General features: G+C 59.3%; 16 protein-coding genes. 2 read left to right on the top strand and 14 right to left on the bottom strand.

Going from position 1 to position 15,889, the window contains the following annotated elements:
* Window positions 1–3: 3 nt before the first annotated feature.
* Both ACXIUA_RS11780 and ACXIUA_RS11775 read left to right on the top strand, forming a co-directional pair.
* Window positions 4–1,260, top strand: a complete 1,257-nt coding sequence (locus ACXIUA_RS11780; RefSeq protein WP_457976925.1) for an amidohydrolase — start codon at window positions 4–6, stop codon at window positions 1,258–1,260.
* Window positions 1,261–1,325: 65 nt separating this feature from the next.
* The gene (locus ACXIUA_RS11775; protein WP_070976623.1) at window positions 1,326–3,722 is read left to right on the top strand and encodes a glycogen/starch/alpha-glucan phosphorylase; all 2,397 of its coding nucleotides are present in this window, start codon (window positions 1,326–1,328) and stop codon (window positions 3,720–3,722) included.
* Between the two features lie 139 nt (window positions 3,723–3,861).
* On the opposite strand, the gene pyk is transcribed toward ACXIUA_RS11775, so the two are convergent.
* The 14 genes from pyk to hisD form a co-directional block, all read right to left on the bottom strand.
* Window positions 3,862–5,307: a pyruvate kinase gene (pyk, locus tag ACXIUA_RS11770; RefSeq protein WP_070478976.1), complete on the bottom strand. Its 1,446-nt coding sequence runs from the start codon at window positions 5,305–5,307 to the stop codon at window positions 3,862–3,864.
* Between the two features lie 110 nt (window positions 5,308–5,417).
* Window positions 5,418–6,308: a prolipoprotein diacylglyceryl transferase gene (lgt, locus tag ACXIUA_RS11765; protein ID WP_284804492.1), complete on the bottom strand. Its 891-nt coding sequence runs from the start codon at window positions 6,306–6,308 to the stop codon at window positions 5,418–5,420.
* A gap of 18 nt (window positions 6,309–6,326) precedes the next feature.
* Window positions 6,327–7,121, bottom strand: coding sequence for a hypothetical protein (locus ACXIUA_RS11760; RefSeq protein ID WP_070362256.1), 795 nt, complete (start codon window positions 7,119–7,121; stop codon window positions 6,327–6,329).
* Window positions 7,122–7,224: 103 nt separating this feature from the next.
* The gene (locus ACXIUA_RS11755) at window positions 7,225–7,869 is read right to left on the bottom strand and encodes a TIGR02234 family membrane protein (RefSeq protein ID WP_070362255.1); all 645 of its coding nucleotides are present in this window, start codon (window positions 7,867–7,869) and stop codon (window positions 7,225–7,227) included.
* The gene (gene hisI / locus ACXIUA_RS11750; protein WP_070362254.1) at window positions 7,870–8,238 is read right to left on the bottom strand and encodes a phosphoribosyl-AMP cyclohydrolase; all 369 of its coding nucleotides are present in this window, start codon (window positions 8,236–8,238) and stop codon (window positions 7,870–7,872) included.
* Entirely contained in the window at window positions 8,238–9,011 is a 774-nt protein-coding gene (gene hisF, locus ACXIUA_RS11745) for an imidazole glycerol phosphate synthase subunit HisF (RefSeq protein WP_070478840.1), read from the bottom strand. Before hisF ends, hisI begins: the two co-directional genes overlap by 1 nt.
* Before the next feature lie 70 nt (window positions 9,012–9,081).
* On the bottom strand, window positions 9,082–9,906 hold the full coding sequence (locus tag ACXIUA_RS11740; RefSeq protein ID WP_071572489.1) for an inositol monophosphatase family protein: 825 nt from the start codon (window positions 9,904–9,906) through the stop codon (window positions 9,082–9,084).
* A 5-nt stretch (window positions 9,907–9,911) separates the two neighbouring features.
* Window positions 9,912–10,661, bottom strand: coding sequence for a bifunctional 1-(5-phosphoribosyl)-5-((5-phosphoribosylamino)methylideneamino)imidazole-4-carboxamide isomerase/phosphoribosylanthranilate isomerase PriA (gene priA / locus ACXIUA_RS11735; RefSeq protein WP_457976942.1), 750 nt, complete (start codon window positions 10,659–10,661; stop codon window positions 9,912–9,914).
* 44 nt (window positions 10,662–10,705) lie between these two features.
* Window positions 10,706–11,359, bottom strand: a complete 654-nt coding sequence (gene hisH, locus ACXIUA_RS11730; RefSeq protein WP_143000865.1) for an imidazole glycerol phosphate synthase subunit HisH — start codon at window positions 11,357–11,359, stop codon at window positions 10,706–10,708.
* A gap of 11 nt (window positions 11,360–11,370) precedes the next feature.
* A complete protein-coding gene (locus ACXIUA_RS11725; protein WP_083290931.1) occupies window positions 11,371–12,597 on the bottom strand; it encodes an MFS transporter in 1,227 nt (408 codons plus the stop codon).
* A gap of 76 nt (window positions 12,598–12,673) precedes the next feature.
* Window positions 12,674–12,850 (bottom strand): hypothetical protein, encoded by a 177-nt coding sequence (locus ACXIUA_RS11720; protein ID WP_168156151.1) that lies wholly within the window; start codon window positions 12,848–12,850, stop codon window positions 12,674–12,676.
* Entirely contained in the window at window positions 12,851–13,453 is a 603-nt protein-coding gene (gene hisB, locus ACXIUA_RS11715) for an imidazoleglycerol-phosphate dehydratase HisB (RefSeq protein WP_070362250.1), read from the bottom strand. It abuts the gene before it with no gap.
* Window positions 13,443–14,573: a histidinol-phosphate transaminase gene (locus ACXIUA_RS11710; protein ID WP_457976924.1), complete on the bottom strand. Its 1,131-nt coding sequence runs from the start codon at window positions 14,571–14,573 to the stop codon at window positions 13,443–13,445. The genes hisB and ACXIUA_RS11710 overlap by 11 nt, the downstream gene beginning before the upstream one ends.
* A gap of 2 nt (window positions 14,574–14,575) precedes the next feature.
* Window positions 14,576–15,889, bottom strand: a complete 1,314-nt coding sequence (gene hisD / locus ACXIUA_RS11705; RefSeq protein ID WP_252930773.1) for a histidinol dehydrogenase — start codon at window positions 15,887–15,889, stop codon at window positions 14,576–14,578.

The raw sequence follows: 15,889 nt of genomic DNA, 5'->3' as shown, positions 1-15,889 counted from the left end.
TACATGATCAACATCAACGATATTCTCAACAGTTACGTCGTTGACGAATCGTGGCAGCGTGCATTCTATGAATTCATGCACACCACGCCCGAGCTATCGATGCAAGAAGAGGAGACGCACCAACGGCTCCTCGCCGAACTTACCCAGTTCGACTGCGAAGTAATTGCACCGATTGGGGGCTACGGAATCTGTGCGGTCTTCCGCAACGGTGACGGGCCAACTGTACTGTTCCGTGCCGACTTCGATGGGCTCCCAGTTACGGAATCTACCGAAGTTCCATACGCTTCAAAGAAAAAGGTGCGTCTTGAGGACGGCACGAGCGTCGGCACTATGCATGCTTGTGGCCATGACATGCACACCACGGCACTTCTCAGTATGTGCAGTTTTATGGACGACACCCGCCACGCCTGGCGTGGGACGTTCATTGCGCTGTTTCAGCCAGGAGAAGAGCTGGGGGTAGGGGCAGAAGCGATGGTCAATGACGGACTTCTGGAACGCATCCCGCGTCCTGACGTCTGCTTTGGCCAGCATGTAATGCCCGGACCTGCGGGAACCGTGATGTCAAAAGCGGGTCCCCAGTTCGCGGCATGTGACTCCATCAGGATTACGATCCCGGGGCGAAGTGCGCACGGCTCTATGCCACACAACGCCATAGACCCAACGTTTACGGCAGCGATGATCATTGCCCGCCTGCAAGGTCTCGTGGGCCGGGAAGTCGATCCTTCTGACTTCGCAGTCGTCACCGTTGCCAGTTTGCACGCTGGAACGACGAACAACATTATCCCCGACTCCGCGGAACTCGTACTCAACTGTCGCTTTTATCAAAACAAGACAAAAGAGCAGATGTACGCCTCCATCGAGCGGGTTGTTCGCGCAGAGGTGCAGGCATCGGGTGCCACCGAAGCGCCTACGTTCGAGTACTTCGCTCACGGAGAACTTATGAGCAATGACGCCGAGGTGTACGCAAAGGTCCGCCAGTCTTTCGACGAGGTTTTCAAGCATGAGTCTGCTGAAGCCGACCGAAAGACAGTGTCTGAGGACTTCCCAGTCATTCCCCTGGCGTTCGACGTGCCGTACTTCTACTGGCTTATCGGGTGCACCCCGAAGGCACAGTGGGATGAAGCCGTTGCGGCAAATAGAGTCGCGGAAGACATTCCAGTCAACCACATGCCGACCTTCTTGCCGGACTACGCACCCACGGTGAAAGCAGCTACCAATGCCGGACTCACGGCAGTTCTGACGTATCTTGCTCAGCCATAGCGCAACGCGGTTCCGGCTGAGCACGACGCATTCCAATTCGACACATCAAGAGATCTGAGGTTTTTATGAAGAACACTGTAGGAACATCGGTACCGGCACTGCAGGACACTGTCGCCGGCCATGTTCGTGGTTTCTCTGGACGCAGCCCGCAGGCATCCACCAATAACAAGTTTTGGACTGGCCTCTCGGCCGCCGTTGTGGAGCAGATTGCCGACAAGTGGGATGCAACCCAAAAAGCCTACTCGGCTACTCGTCAGCAGGCGTACTTCTCCGCAGAGTTCCTGCAAGGCCGTGCACTGCTGAACAACCTCACGAACCTGGGCATGGTGGAAGAGGCTGAGGCTGCAGCAGCAGAGCTCGGCCACAACCTGACCGATGTCCTCGAGGCAGAGCACGATGCCGCGCTGGGCAACGGTGGCCTTGGCCGCCTCGCGGCGTGCTTCCTGGACTCCGCAGTGACGCAGGACTACCCGGTCACCGGCTATGGCCTGCTCTACCGCTACGGCCTGTTCCGCCAGGAGTTCGTCGATGGCTTCCAGAAGGAGCACCCAGATTCCTGGAAGGAATCGTTCTACCCGTTCGTTGTTGAGCGCACCTCCCAGCAGCGCATCGTGAAGTTCGACGACATGACGGTTCGAGCAGTACCGTTCGACATGCCGATTACCGGCTACGGCACCGATAACGTTGGTACCCTTCGTCTGTGGGACGCATCCCCAATCCACGAGTTCGACTACGATGCGTTCAACTCGCAGCGTTTCTCCGACGCCATCCTGGAGCGCGAGGCTGTCCACGACATCACCCGCGTGCTCTACCCGAACGACACCACGTACGCTGGCAAGGTGCTCCGCGTACGCCAGCAGTACTTCTTCGTCTCTGCTTCGCTGCAGGAGATGATCGACAACTACATCGAGCACCACGGCGAGGATCTGAGCAAGTTCCACGAGTACAACTCAGTGCAGCTCAACGACACCCACCCGGTGCTGGCGGTTCCGGAACTCATGCGCCTGCTCATGGATGAGCACGGCCTGGGCTGGGATGAGGCGTGGAACGTCACCACCCAGACCTTCGCGTACACGAACCACACCGTGCTCCAGGAGGCTCTGGAGACTTGGGACGAGTCCATCTTCAAGCAGCTGTTCTGGCGTATCTGGGAAATTGTCCTGGAGATTGACCGCCGCTACCGCCTCGACATGGAGTCCCGTGGCATTGGCCCGGAGGACGCACACCACTACTCCCCAGTCCACGACGGCAAGGTGCACATGGCGTGGATCGCCTGCTACGCTTCGTACTCCGTGAACGGCGTGGCTGCGCTGCACACCGAGATCCTGAAGCGCGACACACTCAACTACTGGTACTCCATGTATCCAGAGCGCTTCAACAACAAGACCAACGGTGTCACCCCACGTCGCTGGCTGCGTATGTGCAACCCGCGTCTCGCATCCCTGCTCGACCGCCTGTCTGGTTCTGATGAGTGGACCACGGACCTGTCCAAGCTGAAGGAGCTGCGCAAGTACGCTGATGATCCTGCAGTGCTCAAGGAACTGCGGGAGATCAAGGCTGCTAACAAGCAAGACTTCGCTCGTTGGATCGAGCAGCGTCAGGGTTCTGTCATCGACCCGGACTCCGTCTACGATACGCAGATCAAGCGTCTGCACGAGTACAAGCGTCAACTGATGAACGCGCTGTACATCATCGACTTGTACTTCCGTATCAAGGAAGACGGCGAGACCGACGTACCGAAGCGCACCTTTATCTTCGGTGCGAAGGCTGCACCTGGTTACACGATGGCAAAGGGGATCATCAAGCTCATCAACGCCATCGGCGAGCTGGTGAACAACGACCCAGTCGTCTCGAAGTACCTGCATGTGGTCTTCGTGGAGAACTACAACGTCTCCCCTGCTGAGCACATCATCCCGGCAACGGATGTTTCCGAGCAGATCTCGACGGCCGGCAAGGAGGCGTCGGGCACCTCGAACATGAAGTTCATGATGAACGGTGCGCTGACCTTGGGCACGATGGACGGCGCAAACGTGGAAATCGTTGACGCTGTCGGTGAAGAGAACGCCTACATCTTCGGCGCTCTCGAGGAGGATCTGCCTGAGCTGCAGCGCTCCTATGACCCGAAGGCTACCGCCGAGCAGACCCCAGGCCTGCACCGTGTGCTCAACGCACTGGTCGACGGCACCCTGGACGACTGCGGCACCGGCGCGTTCCACAACATCCGTGCTTCCCTGCTCGAGGGCTTCGGCTTCGACGAAGCTGACGTCTACTACGTGCTGGGCGACTTCGCGGACTACCGCGCAACCCGCGACCGCATGGCCAAGGAGTACTACGAGGACCCAGATGCATGGGCACGCAAGTGCTGGATCAACATCTGCGAATCCGGTCGCTTCTCCTCTGACCGCACGATCCGCGATTACGCGAACGAGGTCTGGAAGATCGAGCCGACGCCGATTAACTAGCCTGTAGCTCCTACTACAAAAGGCCTGCCGCTGTTGCTTCGCGGCAGGCCTTTTATATGTCCCCATGTATTTAGCGAGCTACAAGCCGAGATGAAAAACACCCCGGAGCAGCTGCCCGGGGTGTTCTCCGATTTGGAACTTAGTCTTGTTCCTCTTCCTTCTTCTTCGACCAGTAAGCCTCCTCGCCCAACTGGTGGACGTGGACCGTGTTGGTCGAGCCTGCAACTCCTGGAGGGGTACCTGCAACCATCACCATGGTGTCATTCTCCTGGTACTCATCCATCGCCAGCAGGTACTTGTCAACGGTGGCGATCATGTCATCCGTGCTGTGCACCGGCGGGCACAGGAAGGTCTCCACGCCCCAGGTCAGTGCGAGCTGCGAGCGAACCTCCTGCTTCGGAGTAAACACGAGCAGCGGCAGGTCTGGGCGCAGGCGCGCAACGCGTCGAGCGGTATCGCCGGTCGCGGTGAACGCCACGATTGCGCGTGCATGCAGACGGTTTGCCACATCGTTCGCCGAGTAGGAGATCACACCACGGCGGGTACGCGGGATGTGGTTCAGAGGCGGCACCTTGTCCATAGCCTCAGCGGAGCGGACAATGCGGCTCATCGTGCGGACCACGTTGTGCGGGTCAACGCCAACGGAGGTCTCACCGGAGAGCATGACGGCGTCTGCACCGTCGAGCACGGCGTTCGCAACGTCGGAAGCCTCAGCACGCGTCGGACGCGAGTTATCAATCATCGAATCCAGCATCTGCGTAGCGACGATGACCGGCTTCGCGTTTTCACGAGCGATCTGGATGACGCGCTTCTGCACACCTGGAACAAGCTCAAGCGGAATCTCAACGCCGAGGTCGCCACGGGCAACCATCACGGCGTCGAATGCCAGGATGATTGACTCCAGGGCGTCGACTGCTTCTGGCTTCTCCAGCTTCGCGATGACTGGGACACGACGGCCAACTTCGTCCATGATCTCATGAACCAGGTCAACATCTGCCGGCGAGCGCACGAAGGACAGCGCGACGACGTCGACACCCATCTTGAGTGCGAACCGCAGGTCCGCCTTGTCCTTCTCGGACAACGCCGGGACGGAGATGTCCATCCCCGGCAGGGAAACACCCTTGTTGTTGGAAACAGGGCCACCTTCGGTCACGCGGCAGACAACGTCGTTGCCGTCGACTTCGACACAGACCAGACCGACCTTGCCGTCGTCGACGAGCAGGCGGTCGCCCGGCTTCGCGTCCTTGGCGAGGTTCTTGTAAGTCGTCGAGACTCGGTCGTGCGTGCCTGGCACGTCATCGACTGTGATGCGGACCGTTTCGCCCGTCTCCCAGACGGTCGCGCCTTCTTCAAAGCGCCCAAGACGGATTTTCGGACCCTGAAGGTCGGCGAGGATGCCAACTGCGTGTCCCGTTTCATCGGTGGCTTCGCGGACCCAGCGGTAGTTCTGCTCGTGGTCCGGATAGTCGCCGTGGGAGAAGTTGAGGCGGGCGACATCCATGCCGTCGCGCACAAGTCCGAGGATTGCTTCTTTGCTGGCCACAGCAGGGCCGAGCGTACATACGATCTTTGTTCTTCTATCCACGAGATCCAACCTAGTAGCGATTCAACAATTACCGGTGGTTTCAAGGCCAGATAGTGTGTGAATTCTCCACTGCCGTATCGTGTGGCCTATCTTCCACTTCGGATACCACCCTACCCCGAATCACGATTCGTATCATCATTATCGTTGTGAGCGAGTTCCTTCTCGGCTTCTCTCCCACGTGGCAATAGGAAGAAAATCCCAAGTGAAACAACAAAAAGCAGGCCTGAAACCCACGTGTTCACACGCAACCCCAAAATTAGTGTTGCGGCGTCAGTACGCATCAACTCGATTGCAAATCGGCCCATCGTGTAGCCAGCAACGTATAGCCAAAATACCCTGCCGTGTCCGAGCCTGAAGTGCTTATCTGCCCAAAGCAGGAAAGCAAACACAAGCAGATTCCACACCAACTCGTAGAGGAACGTCGGGTGAACGCTCGCGATGACCTCACCGGTAGAACGCCCTGTCAGCGGAGCGAACGCCCCTTGCTCGTCAACGCGGTAGTAGATATCCAACGCCCACGGTACCGCAGTTTCAGCACCATAGAGTTCCTGGTTGAACCAGTTCCCAAGGCGCCCCACCGCCTGGGCCAACACGATGCCTGGCGCCAGCGCATCCGCAACAGGCCCAACAGCAATCTTCTTCCACCGCAGCAGCAACCACACGCTCGCCGCGCCCAGTGCGACTGCGCCCCAAATACCCAGTCCTCCAGCAGTAATGTTCAGAGCTTGTAAGGGATCTTTCCCGGGGCCGAAATACTTCTCGTGGTCCGTCAGCACATGGTAGAGCCGACCACCAACAATGCCCATTGGGATAGCGACGATCGCCGCGTCCCAAATCACGTCGGGATCACCACCACGCGCACGATAGCGCCGCGTGCCCACCCACATTGCAAGCAGAATGCCGGTGATGATGCACAGCGCGTACGCCCTCACCGGGAACCAGCCAATGTGCCACACACCCTGTGGTGGCGAGGGAATGTTTGCCAGAATCGTAGTTTGCACGCCCCCTAGTGTGCCTGATTATCGGCGGGAAGCGCACGCGGGGTGTCGCCCGGCGGTAGCAAGTGAAGGAATAGCCGCTTCGGCATTCGCCAAAATGGCGTCTGCTCCTGCGGCAGCGACGTTAAACAGATCACGCGGAGTCAACACATCCGCCATCATCACCACGCGGATCTTGCTCGGAAGGCCTGCAACAAGCTCACCCAGCGCGAAGTGATCAGTCTCCCCCGACGGACGTTTCGGCGGCACAACAGCCAGCACGGATGCGCCCGCCCGAAGCGCACGTGCCGCCTCCTCAGCGTCTCCGACTTGTACGAAGGCCGACATGCCAAGCGTCTCCGCTCTATCTAGCAACGCCTCCAGTCGCGGCTGCTCAAGAATATCTGCACGAAGCACAAGCGCATCGGCTCCATAGCAGCGAGCCTCGTGCACTTGGTATGGATCAACAATCGTATCCAAGCTCACCACCGGTATATGCACTGCTGCCCTCGCTGCGTCCATCTCAATGTTCGCGACCTCACGGCCAAACAGCGCACCCGAACACGCGAGCAGCTGCGCCCCCTGCATCTCAAGCTCCACTGCGGCAAGTGCCGCTCGGTGAATCCGCTGCTGCGTAGTCCGGACGCCGTGCTGGTTGTACTGTACCTGGGCAATAATTGCGCATCCGTCTGAGTCAACGGCCGCGTATGCGTCGCGCGCAGATGCAGCTGCCCGCGAGCGATCCTTCACCTCTTGGAACGACACCAAGGACTCACGGCGCGCGACCTGCCGCTGCACTGCAGCGAAGAGATCGCTGTGTACATCCGTGGCACACATACTCGCCTCCCGCGTGACTCCGAGGTGAAAGCCTATTGTTGCAGTTGCCAGCGTAGCCCGCGCGTATTTAGTTCATGAAATTTCACGGGGGTATACCGAATATTTATCGGCGTGCCTCATCATCCGTAGGGTCAATTCCGGAGTCCAAGGCGTCCCACATCACGCGCCCAGAGTCCGGCCGAGCTTCGAGATCTTCACCTAGCTTTTCACGGCGCACAGCCTCTGTCTCATACTTGTTGAGCTTCGCGGAATCTACACCGGGCCGCATTACAACCGTGAGCGCTCCAATAAGCCCCAGGAGCGCCCCCAAGATGACCAGGTAAATGCCAGCGCTATGCTGCTGCACCTGTGTGATCTCCGCCCACGCGGCAATCGCCCCGTCACTGGCTGCTCCTCCCTGCTCCCCGCTTCCGGCACTCAGCAGTGTGTGCAAACGCTCCAAGTCAGGCTCGGCTAATAAGGTTCGCAAGCCCGATACGCCGGCGCCCACAGCGCCTAGTGCGGCCACCACACCTACTATTCGACGCCCAACTCGCCGCAGCGCGAATATCGCAATCATTGCAACGATCAGAATGAGCGCCACTGCCGCGATCTCCGTAGACCACATTGAACCATCGACGGTAGTGGTACTGGCTCCAGCGCGGTCGTCGAAAACTTCGACAGTAAACCAGTCCATCCTGGACCCCACCCACGCCAGCGCACCACCGACGCCCACCAGCAGTGCGCCGACGCGGTTCGCCGTATTCACCTAGATATCCTCCAACAGCAGATCTGCATCGAAGCACGTACGGTCCCCCGTATGGCAGGCACCATCCGTCTGGATCACCTTCACCAGCAAGGTGTCGCCGTCGCAGTCGAGGCGCACCTCGCGGACCTCTTGCACAGCGCCACTGGTGAGCCCTTTTACCCAGTATTCGTTACGGGAGCGAGAGAAGTACGTCCCTCGTCGCGTTTCCAGCGTGTACGCCAGCGCCCGCTCATCCATCCAGGCCATCATGAGGACCTCACCGGTGTCAGCAGCCTGCACCACGGCGGGAACCAGGCCGCGGTCGTTCTTCTTCAGCCGAGCAGCAATTGCAGGATCCAATACGGCATCTTCTGGTCGTAGTTCAGTCATCAGCGAACCTCAAAGCCCTCATTCCGAAGCGCATCCTTTACTTCCGCGATGCTCACTTCGCCGAAGTGGAAGATCGACGCCGCAAGTACGGCGTCTGCGCCCGCTTTTACTGCTGGCGGGAAGTCTGCAGCCTTGCCAGCGCCACCGGAAGCAATCACCGGGATGCTTACCGCTGCTCGAACCTTCTCCAACAGCTCGAGATCGAACCCTTCCTTGGTCCCATCTCCGTCCATCGAGTTCAGCAAGATTTCCCCCACACCCAGGTCTTGTCCAGTGCGAGCCCACTCCACCGCGTCGAGACCAGCCGAACGCGTACCTCCGTGCGTGGTCACTTCAAACCCAGACGGCTGCGGAAGCCCACCATTCGGCACGCGACGCGCGTCGACAGACAAGACAATGCACTGCGCTCCAAACTTCTCGCTGAGCTCACGCAGTAGCTCTGGCCGGTGAATCGCCGCTGTATTCACACTGACTTTGTCCGCGCCAGCACGCAGCAACTCAGAGACGTCTTCGACGCTTCGAACGCCTCCGCCAACGGTCAGCGGGATAAATACCTGCTCTGCGGTCTTACGGACGACCTCAAGCATCGTTCCACGGCCCTCACGCGACGCAGTTACGTCCAAAAACGTAAGCTCATCAGCGCCTTCCAGTCCATACCGCTGAGCAAGTTCTACGGGATCACCAGCGTCCCGCAGGTTTTCAAAATTTACGCCTTTTACTACCCGCCCGTCGTCCACGTCGAGGCAAGGAATCACACGGATTGCAACAGACAAGGTAATTACCCTCCATACATGTTTTGTGCCACGCTACTCCAGCCCGCAAATACGTTCCGGAAACTACATACTACCGCGAAGCACTCTGCCTATCAGGGCTTTCAAAGCACCGTTGGACCGTCGCGAGCGCAGTCGCATGGGCAGCATTCGTACCAATGACAGCCCCCATCGACGACATCTCCCATGGCTGCCCGTACACGTCAGTCACCGTCGCGCCCGCGCAGCGACCGAACAAGACACCGGCCGCGTTATCCCACACGTGCGGGGAGAAACTCACGCTGGCCTGGAACACACCCGACGCCACAAACGCCAAGTCCACGCCCACTGAGCCAGTCATGCGTGGTCGCAGTGAGGTGGCAGCCAATTCACCGACGAAGGCCAAGCGGCCTTCCGCTGGAAACGCAGCGCGATCATCCGAACCAACGGTTGCAACGCCTACCTGAGCGGCCGTCGTCGAAGGATCAACGCCCTGTGGGAGCGCAGGCAATGGGTCGCCGTCAAGCACAACGGGCTCACCCGAGATCGCATGCATGCGGTGCCCCAGCAAAGGCATGTCGGTCACCGCGACGACCGGTTGGCCGTCGATAAGGAGCGCTACCAAGATCGCGCACATCGGGTTGCCACACGAATAGTTCGAGGTGCCGTCGACAGGATCGAGCACCCAGCACGCCTCAGCGTTGAGGTCCCCGCCGTGTTCCTCCCCGAACACGGGGATACCGGTCGCTTCCGTCAAGCGTTTCCTCAGCAACGTTTCAATGGCGAGATCCGCTTCCGTGGCAAAGTCACCTTCGCCCTTAAAGAGCGCTGGAGCTGCACCGATATGTGTTCGAAACAGCTCGGCGGCTTCATCGACCGCCTCTAACGCAATAGCTCGGTATGCCTGCAGATCCCGCACGCTGTTTACTCGCCCTTCGATACCTTTGCGACGGCCTCCAGCGCCTCACTCAGCGTGAAGCGCTTCTCGTAGAGAGCCTTGCCGATAATGACGGAGTCGATCCCTTCATCGGCATACCGGGCCACTTCTACAACGTCGTCGAGAGTCGCGATTCCGCCCGAGGCAGTAATCTGAGCATCCGTCGCTGCGGCGACCTCCCGCAACAGTGCAACATTCGGCCCCGCTAGCGTGCCGTCCTTGCTCACGTCGGTCACCACGAAACGGCTGCAACCAGCGGCATCGAACCGCTCCAGAACCTCCCACAGATCACCGCCGTCGGACGTCCAGCCGTTCCCCTTCGTACGCCACTCACCATCAGTTTCACGCACCGCGATATCAATCGCGATCTTGTCGCCGTAGCGCTCAATTGCCTTACAGGTCCACTCCGGATCCTGTAGCGCCGCGGTACCAATATTGACGCGCTTCGCTCCGGTGGCAAGGGCCCGCTCCAACGTGGCGTCGTCACGAATACCACCCGTGAGCTCGACAGCGATACTCAGCTTCGCAGTGATATCCGCCATCAACTCATGGTTCGAGCCACGCCCAAACGCGGCGTCCAAATCCACGAAGTGCAGCCACTGCGCCCCCTGCTCTTCCCAGCGACGAGCAGCCTCCAGGGGATCCCCGTAGCTCTTCTCCGTCCCAGCTTCCCCCTGGTCCAGCCGCACGGCCTGACCTTCAACAACATCAACAGCAGGCAACAAGGTAAAAGTCATGGTGCTCATCTTATCCAATCTAACTCAGCCAGGTTCGGCGCCCGCTACAGAGTCTTCACCCAGTTTTCCAGGAGATGAAGTCCTGCGTCACCAGACTTCTCGGGGTGGAACTGCGTCGCCCAGAGCGGGCCATTTTCGACGGCAGCCACAAACTTATCTCCACCGTGCTCCGACCAGTGCACAAGTGGCGGCGCAATGAACTCATCCGCTTTCAGCGTCCATTCGCGAACGCCGTACGAATGCACGAAGTAGAAGCGCTCGTCTACATTAATGCCATCGAACATGCGCGAGCCGCCAACTATGTCGACGGTGTTCCACCCCATGTGTGGAAGCACAGGAGCCTGGAGCTTTTCAACGGTCCCCGGCCACTCTGCTAATCCAGCAGTATCAATGCCATGCTCGACTCCGTGCTCAAAAAGGATTTGCATACCAACGCAGATACCCAGCACAGGACGACCACCTGCAAGGCGCTGTCCGATGATGCGCCCCCCTTGCATTGCCTGCAACCCACGCATGCATGCATCAAACGCGCCAACCCCCGGCACTAACAGGCCGTCAGCCTCCACCGCGATCGACGGATCGGCAGTAACGCTGACGCGCGCGCCAACTTGTTCTAGCGCACGCTGAGCGGATCGGATATTTCCTGCCCCGTAGTCGAGCAGCGCAACATGGGGTTGTGGCATGTCGTTAGCAGTCATGAAGATTAATTCTAGCGCCCGTTCCGCCGATAAAGGCGCGGGGGCTGAACATTTTTCAGCCGCACGGACAAGTTATTAACTTCGACGACGCGGTGCTTGCCCAGCTGCCTATCCAGCAACGTAATAACTACGCCAATAAGGATCACGGCCGCCGCCAGACCAAACATCGGGGTAAACATCATCATTGTCAGCAACATGCCGTACATCGTCGACCCCAGACCTGTTCCTCCGTCGAATGCGATATTCCAAATCGCAGAGGCCTCAGAGCTCTTCGAACGGGGCAAGCGATAGAACATCAAGGTGAGCGCCTCGTTCTGTACCGCGCCGAATCCAACACCGTAGATCAACGCTGCCAACGCCATCCACCACACCGGCAGATCAAGAAGCAGAATGAGCGCGATGAGAAAGACACCACCTGCAGCAATGAACTGGCACGGAATGAGAATGCTGCCTGGGTATCCCTTGCGGTCCATGACCTGACCCGCTGCGTACCGCGACAACATAGAAGCGAAGTTCATCACGCCCAGCATCACACCGCCAAGCGCCGCTCCCTTGGCCGGATCGAGATCGCGCATCGCCGCGGGAAGGAAGTTAGTAATTGCGCCATACGCTGAGGTGACGAACATCAAGGCCATGCCCGGAACAAACACAAGCCGCCACATCGGTACGTGCACGTGCGCCACGCTCAACTCGTCGCGGTCCGCTTGTGGCACAGCTGGGATGAACATGCATGCCACCAACGAAATGAGGCCTACGCCCGCTGCAATGTAATACACCGCGTTATACCCAATGACGTTGACCAGGGCGAGGCCCGTCGGCAAGCCGACCATCTGAGACAAGCCCACCATGATGCCCAGCGTGCCGGTCGCCCGCCCCAGCAAGCGACGCGGTACCAACTCAGCGACGACGGCTGCCTCCGCTACCGTCAGCGCGCCAAACCCAACACCGCGGATCGCGCTCACAGTCAGCACTGTTCCGGCTTCCATTCCCAACGCGTAGGCGAACGCCGGAACACCCAAGAGCAAAGAAGACAGCCCCATAATCAGGCCAAACCCGAACTTGCGCAGCAGCGCAGGTGTCGCCATCTGTGTAAGCACTGTAGCGAGCATGAACACACCGGTGGTAAGCCCGGCCAGCGTTTCGGTTCCTCCTGCATCGAGCACCGCCGTAGGAATCACCGGCAGCAGCACCGCCCATGCGGCGAACGCTGCCATCACCGCGAGCAGAACGGGCTTCATGCCGCGTGCCTTCCAAACGCTCGAGACCGAGTTGATTTCCTCAACAGTAAGCGGTGTTGGTGGGAAGAACTTCAAACTACATAACCTCCATCATTGCCATGATCGCGAATGCGAGCGCCAGCGCAGTAGCCAAGGCTAACACTGCAGTCGGCACCCTCAATCCACGCTGGTACGTTGACCACACTCCGCCTGCGAGCACACCCGCCAACACGAAGAGGCCAAGCACTCCCATACTTGCTGGAATGCCTCCCACCTACAACGCACCCTTTGTCGACGGCACACCCGTAATCTTTGGGTCTGCATCCACTGCAGCTCGCAAACTGCGGGCCACAGCCTTGAATTCGGCTTCCGTAATGTGGTGCGGATCGCGACCATAGCGCACATTCACGTGCAAGGTCATTCGGGAGTTATACGCAAGCGTCTCAAAGAAATGACGGTTTATCACCGTGGCGTAGTGTCCGCCGATGACCTGCCAATCCATATGCTCCGGCTCACCGTTCATCACAAAGTACGGACGCCCAGACAGGTCTACAACTGCCTCAACGAGCGTTTCGTCCATCGGCAACAGCATCGAGCCAAAGCGGCGGATGCCACGCTTGTCCCCGATCGCATCCAGCAGGGCCCACCCGAGCGTGATGGCGGTGTCTTCCACCGTGTGGTGGGCATCGATCTCCGTGTCGCCTTTCGCCTTCACCGTGAGATCGAAAGCACCGTGCGCCCCGAATGCGGTGAGCATGTGATCGAAAAACGGCAATCCGGTGTCAATGTCAGTCACGCCTGTGCCGTCGAGATTGATGGACACAGCGATGTCGGATTCAGACGTCTTCCTGTGTGCGGTCCCTACCCTATTCGCCATGAAGTACCTTTCTTGCTGCCTCTAGGAAGGCATCGTTTTCGCTATCAAGTCCAACCGTCACTCGCAGGTGACCTGCGACGCCAACGTCACGAATGAGTACGCCACAGTCGAGGAACTGCTGCCACGCTGCATGGGTCGAAGTGGCGTCGCCAAACGGGCCGAAGAAGATGAAATTCGACGAGCTCGGCACAACCTTGTAGCCCATCTCTTCCAGCGCTGCTTGCACGCGCACGCGCTCCTGCGCCAACTTGTCAACCGTCGCGAGCGTGTCCCCGGCGTGCTTCAGCGCCACGCGTGCAGCGACCTGGGAGAGCACCGAGAGGTGGTACGGCAAGCGAACCAGCATGACGGCGTCGATAAACGCCGGTGCTGCAACGAAGTACCCTAGGCGCGCGCCTGCGAAATCGAACGCCTTCGACATCGTGCGCGACACAACGAGCTTCTCTGGATACGTTGCTAGCAGCGTCGTTGCGGACGGGGAATCCGAAAACTCAGCGTACGCCTCGTCAATAATCACGATGCCAGGTGCAGCCTGAACAATCTTTTCGATGTCTTCGAGTACAGTCTCACCGCCAGTTGGATTGTTCGGCGTAGTGATAAAGATGACGTCCGGCGCGTGCTTTTCGACGGCCTGCACGGCCTGCTGCACATCGATATCGAAAGATTCGTTGCGATCAATCGGGATAAACTCGGTTTGCGTGCCCGCCGCAAGGATTGGGTGCATCGAGTAGCTAGGCACGAACCCCAAGGCACTGCGTCCGGGGCCACCGAAAGCTTGCAACAGCTGCTGCAAAATCTCGTTCGAACCGTTTGCGGCCCAAATATTGTCTTTGCTGACTTGGACCCCCGTCTGCTTCGACACGTATGCGGCCAAGTCTTCCCGAAGCAACACGGCGTCGCGCTCTGGGTAGCGGTTGAGCGACCGTGCCGCTGCTTCAACCTCGGCAACCAGGTCCTGAATCAACGCCTCAGAGGGCGGGTACGGATTCTCGTTGGTGTTCAGCGCGACAGGCACTTTCAACTGTGGGGCGCCGTATGGGTTCTTTCCTTGCAGCTCGTCGCGAAGTGGTAGCGATTCGAGCGTGACGCCCTTCGCGATCGTCGAAGGATCAGTAGACATACTTACTTAGCTCCGTTTCCTCGTGCCTTAATGGATTCACCGTGTGCAGGAAGCTGCTCTTCCGCAGCCAGCACCATGATGTCCTCAGCAATTTCCACCAACGCTGCCTTGTCGTACTCGATGAGATTGACAGGCTTCAGGAACGTCAGGGTGGACAGGCCGGGGTTGAAGCGCGCCGTCCCGGATGTCGGCAAGACGTGGTTCGAGCCAGCCGCATAGTCACCGAGTGGGACCGGTGAGTATGGCCCGACGAAAATTGCGCCCGCGTTTCGAACTCGCTCCGCAACCGCGCGAGCATCGCGCGTGTGCACCTCCAGGTGCTCTGCTGCGTAAACGTCTGCGACTGCGACAGCCTTCTCAATATCGTCGACCAGGATGATGCCGGATTGCTTACCGCCCAGCGCAGTAGAGGCACGCTCAGCGTTGAGCGTTTCCTTCGAGCGCTGCTCAACGAGTTGGCCGACTTCCTGCGCCAGGGCCTCTGAGTCGGTGATAAGCACACTAGCTGCTTGCTCGTCGTGCTCTGCCTGCGAAATCAGATCGAGCGCCACGTATTCCGCATTCGCGCTGGCATCGGCGATAACCGCGATCTCGCTTGGGCCGGCCTCCGCGTCAATGCCCACCGTGCCGTTGACTACGCGCTTCGCGGCAGCAACGTAGATGTTCCCCGGTCCGGTCACCATATCAACTGGTTCCAGCCCGTGGGCATCATCGCCGTACGCCAGCAATGCAATCGCCTGGGCTCCACCGACTGCCCACACTTCGTCGACGCCGAGCAGCGCGCACGCGGCGAGCGTCGTTGGGTGCGGCCAGCCGCCGAACTCCTCCTGAGGAGGAGTGCAGACCACCATGCTGTCCGTCCCCGCCTCCTGCGCAGGAATCACGTTCATGAGCACGCTCGAGGGGTACACCGCCTTTCCACCTGGAACATAAAGCCCCACGCGCGAAACAGGAATAAATGTCTCGGTGACAGTTGCGCCATTCGCAAGCGTCGTAGTGTGTGGCTGCGGCTTCTGCTCAGCGTGTACCTTGCGAATCCGCTCGATCGCGACTTCAAGCGCGGAGCGCAGCGCAGGATCAAGCTTGTCGACGGCCTCTTTGATCACCTCCGACGGCACCCGCACGGATGCTGGACGGATCCCGTCGAACTTCTCTCCGTATTCGAGTGCCTTTTCGGCACCGCCTACGCGAACCTCTTCAACGATCGGCGTAACTGCGGGAAGCACGGCATGGACATCAACGCCACCACGTGGCAGTGCCCTGCGAAGTTCGGCGGTCGTTGGGGTTGTCCCCCGGAGGTCGGTAACTCTCAGCAT

The organism is Corynebacterium sp. UMB8791 (assembly GCF_054166365.1).
This window is presented reverse-complemented; position numbering and strand designations above follow the sequence as displayed.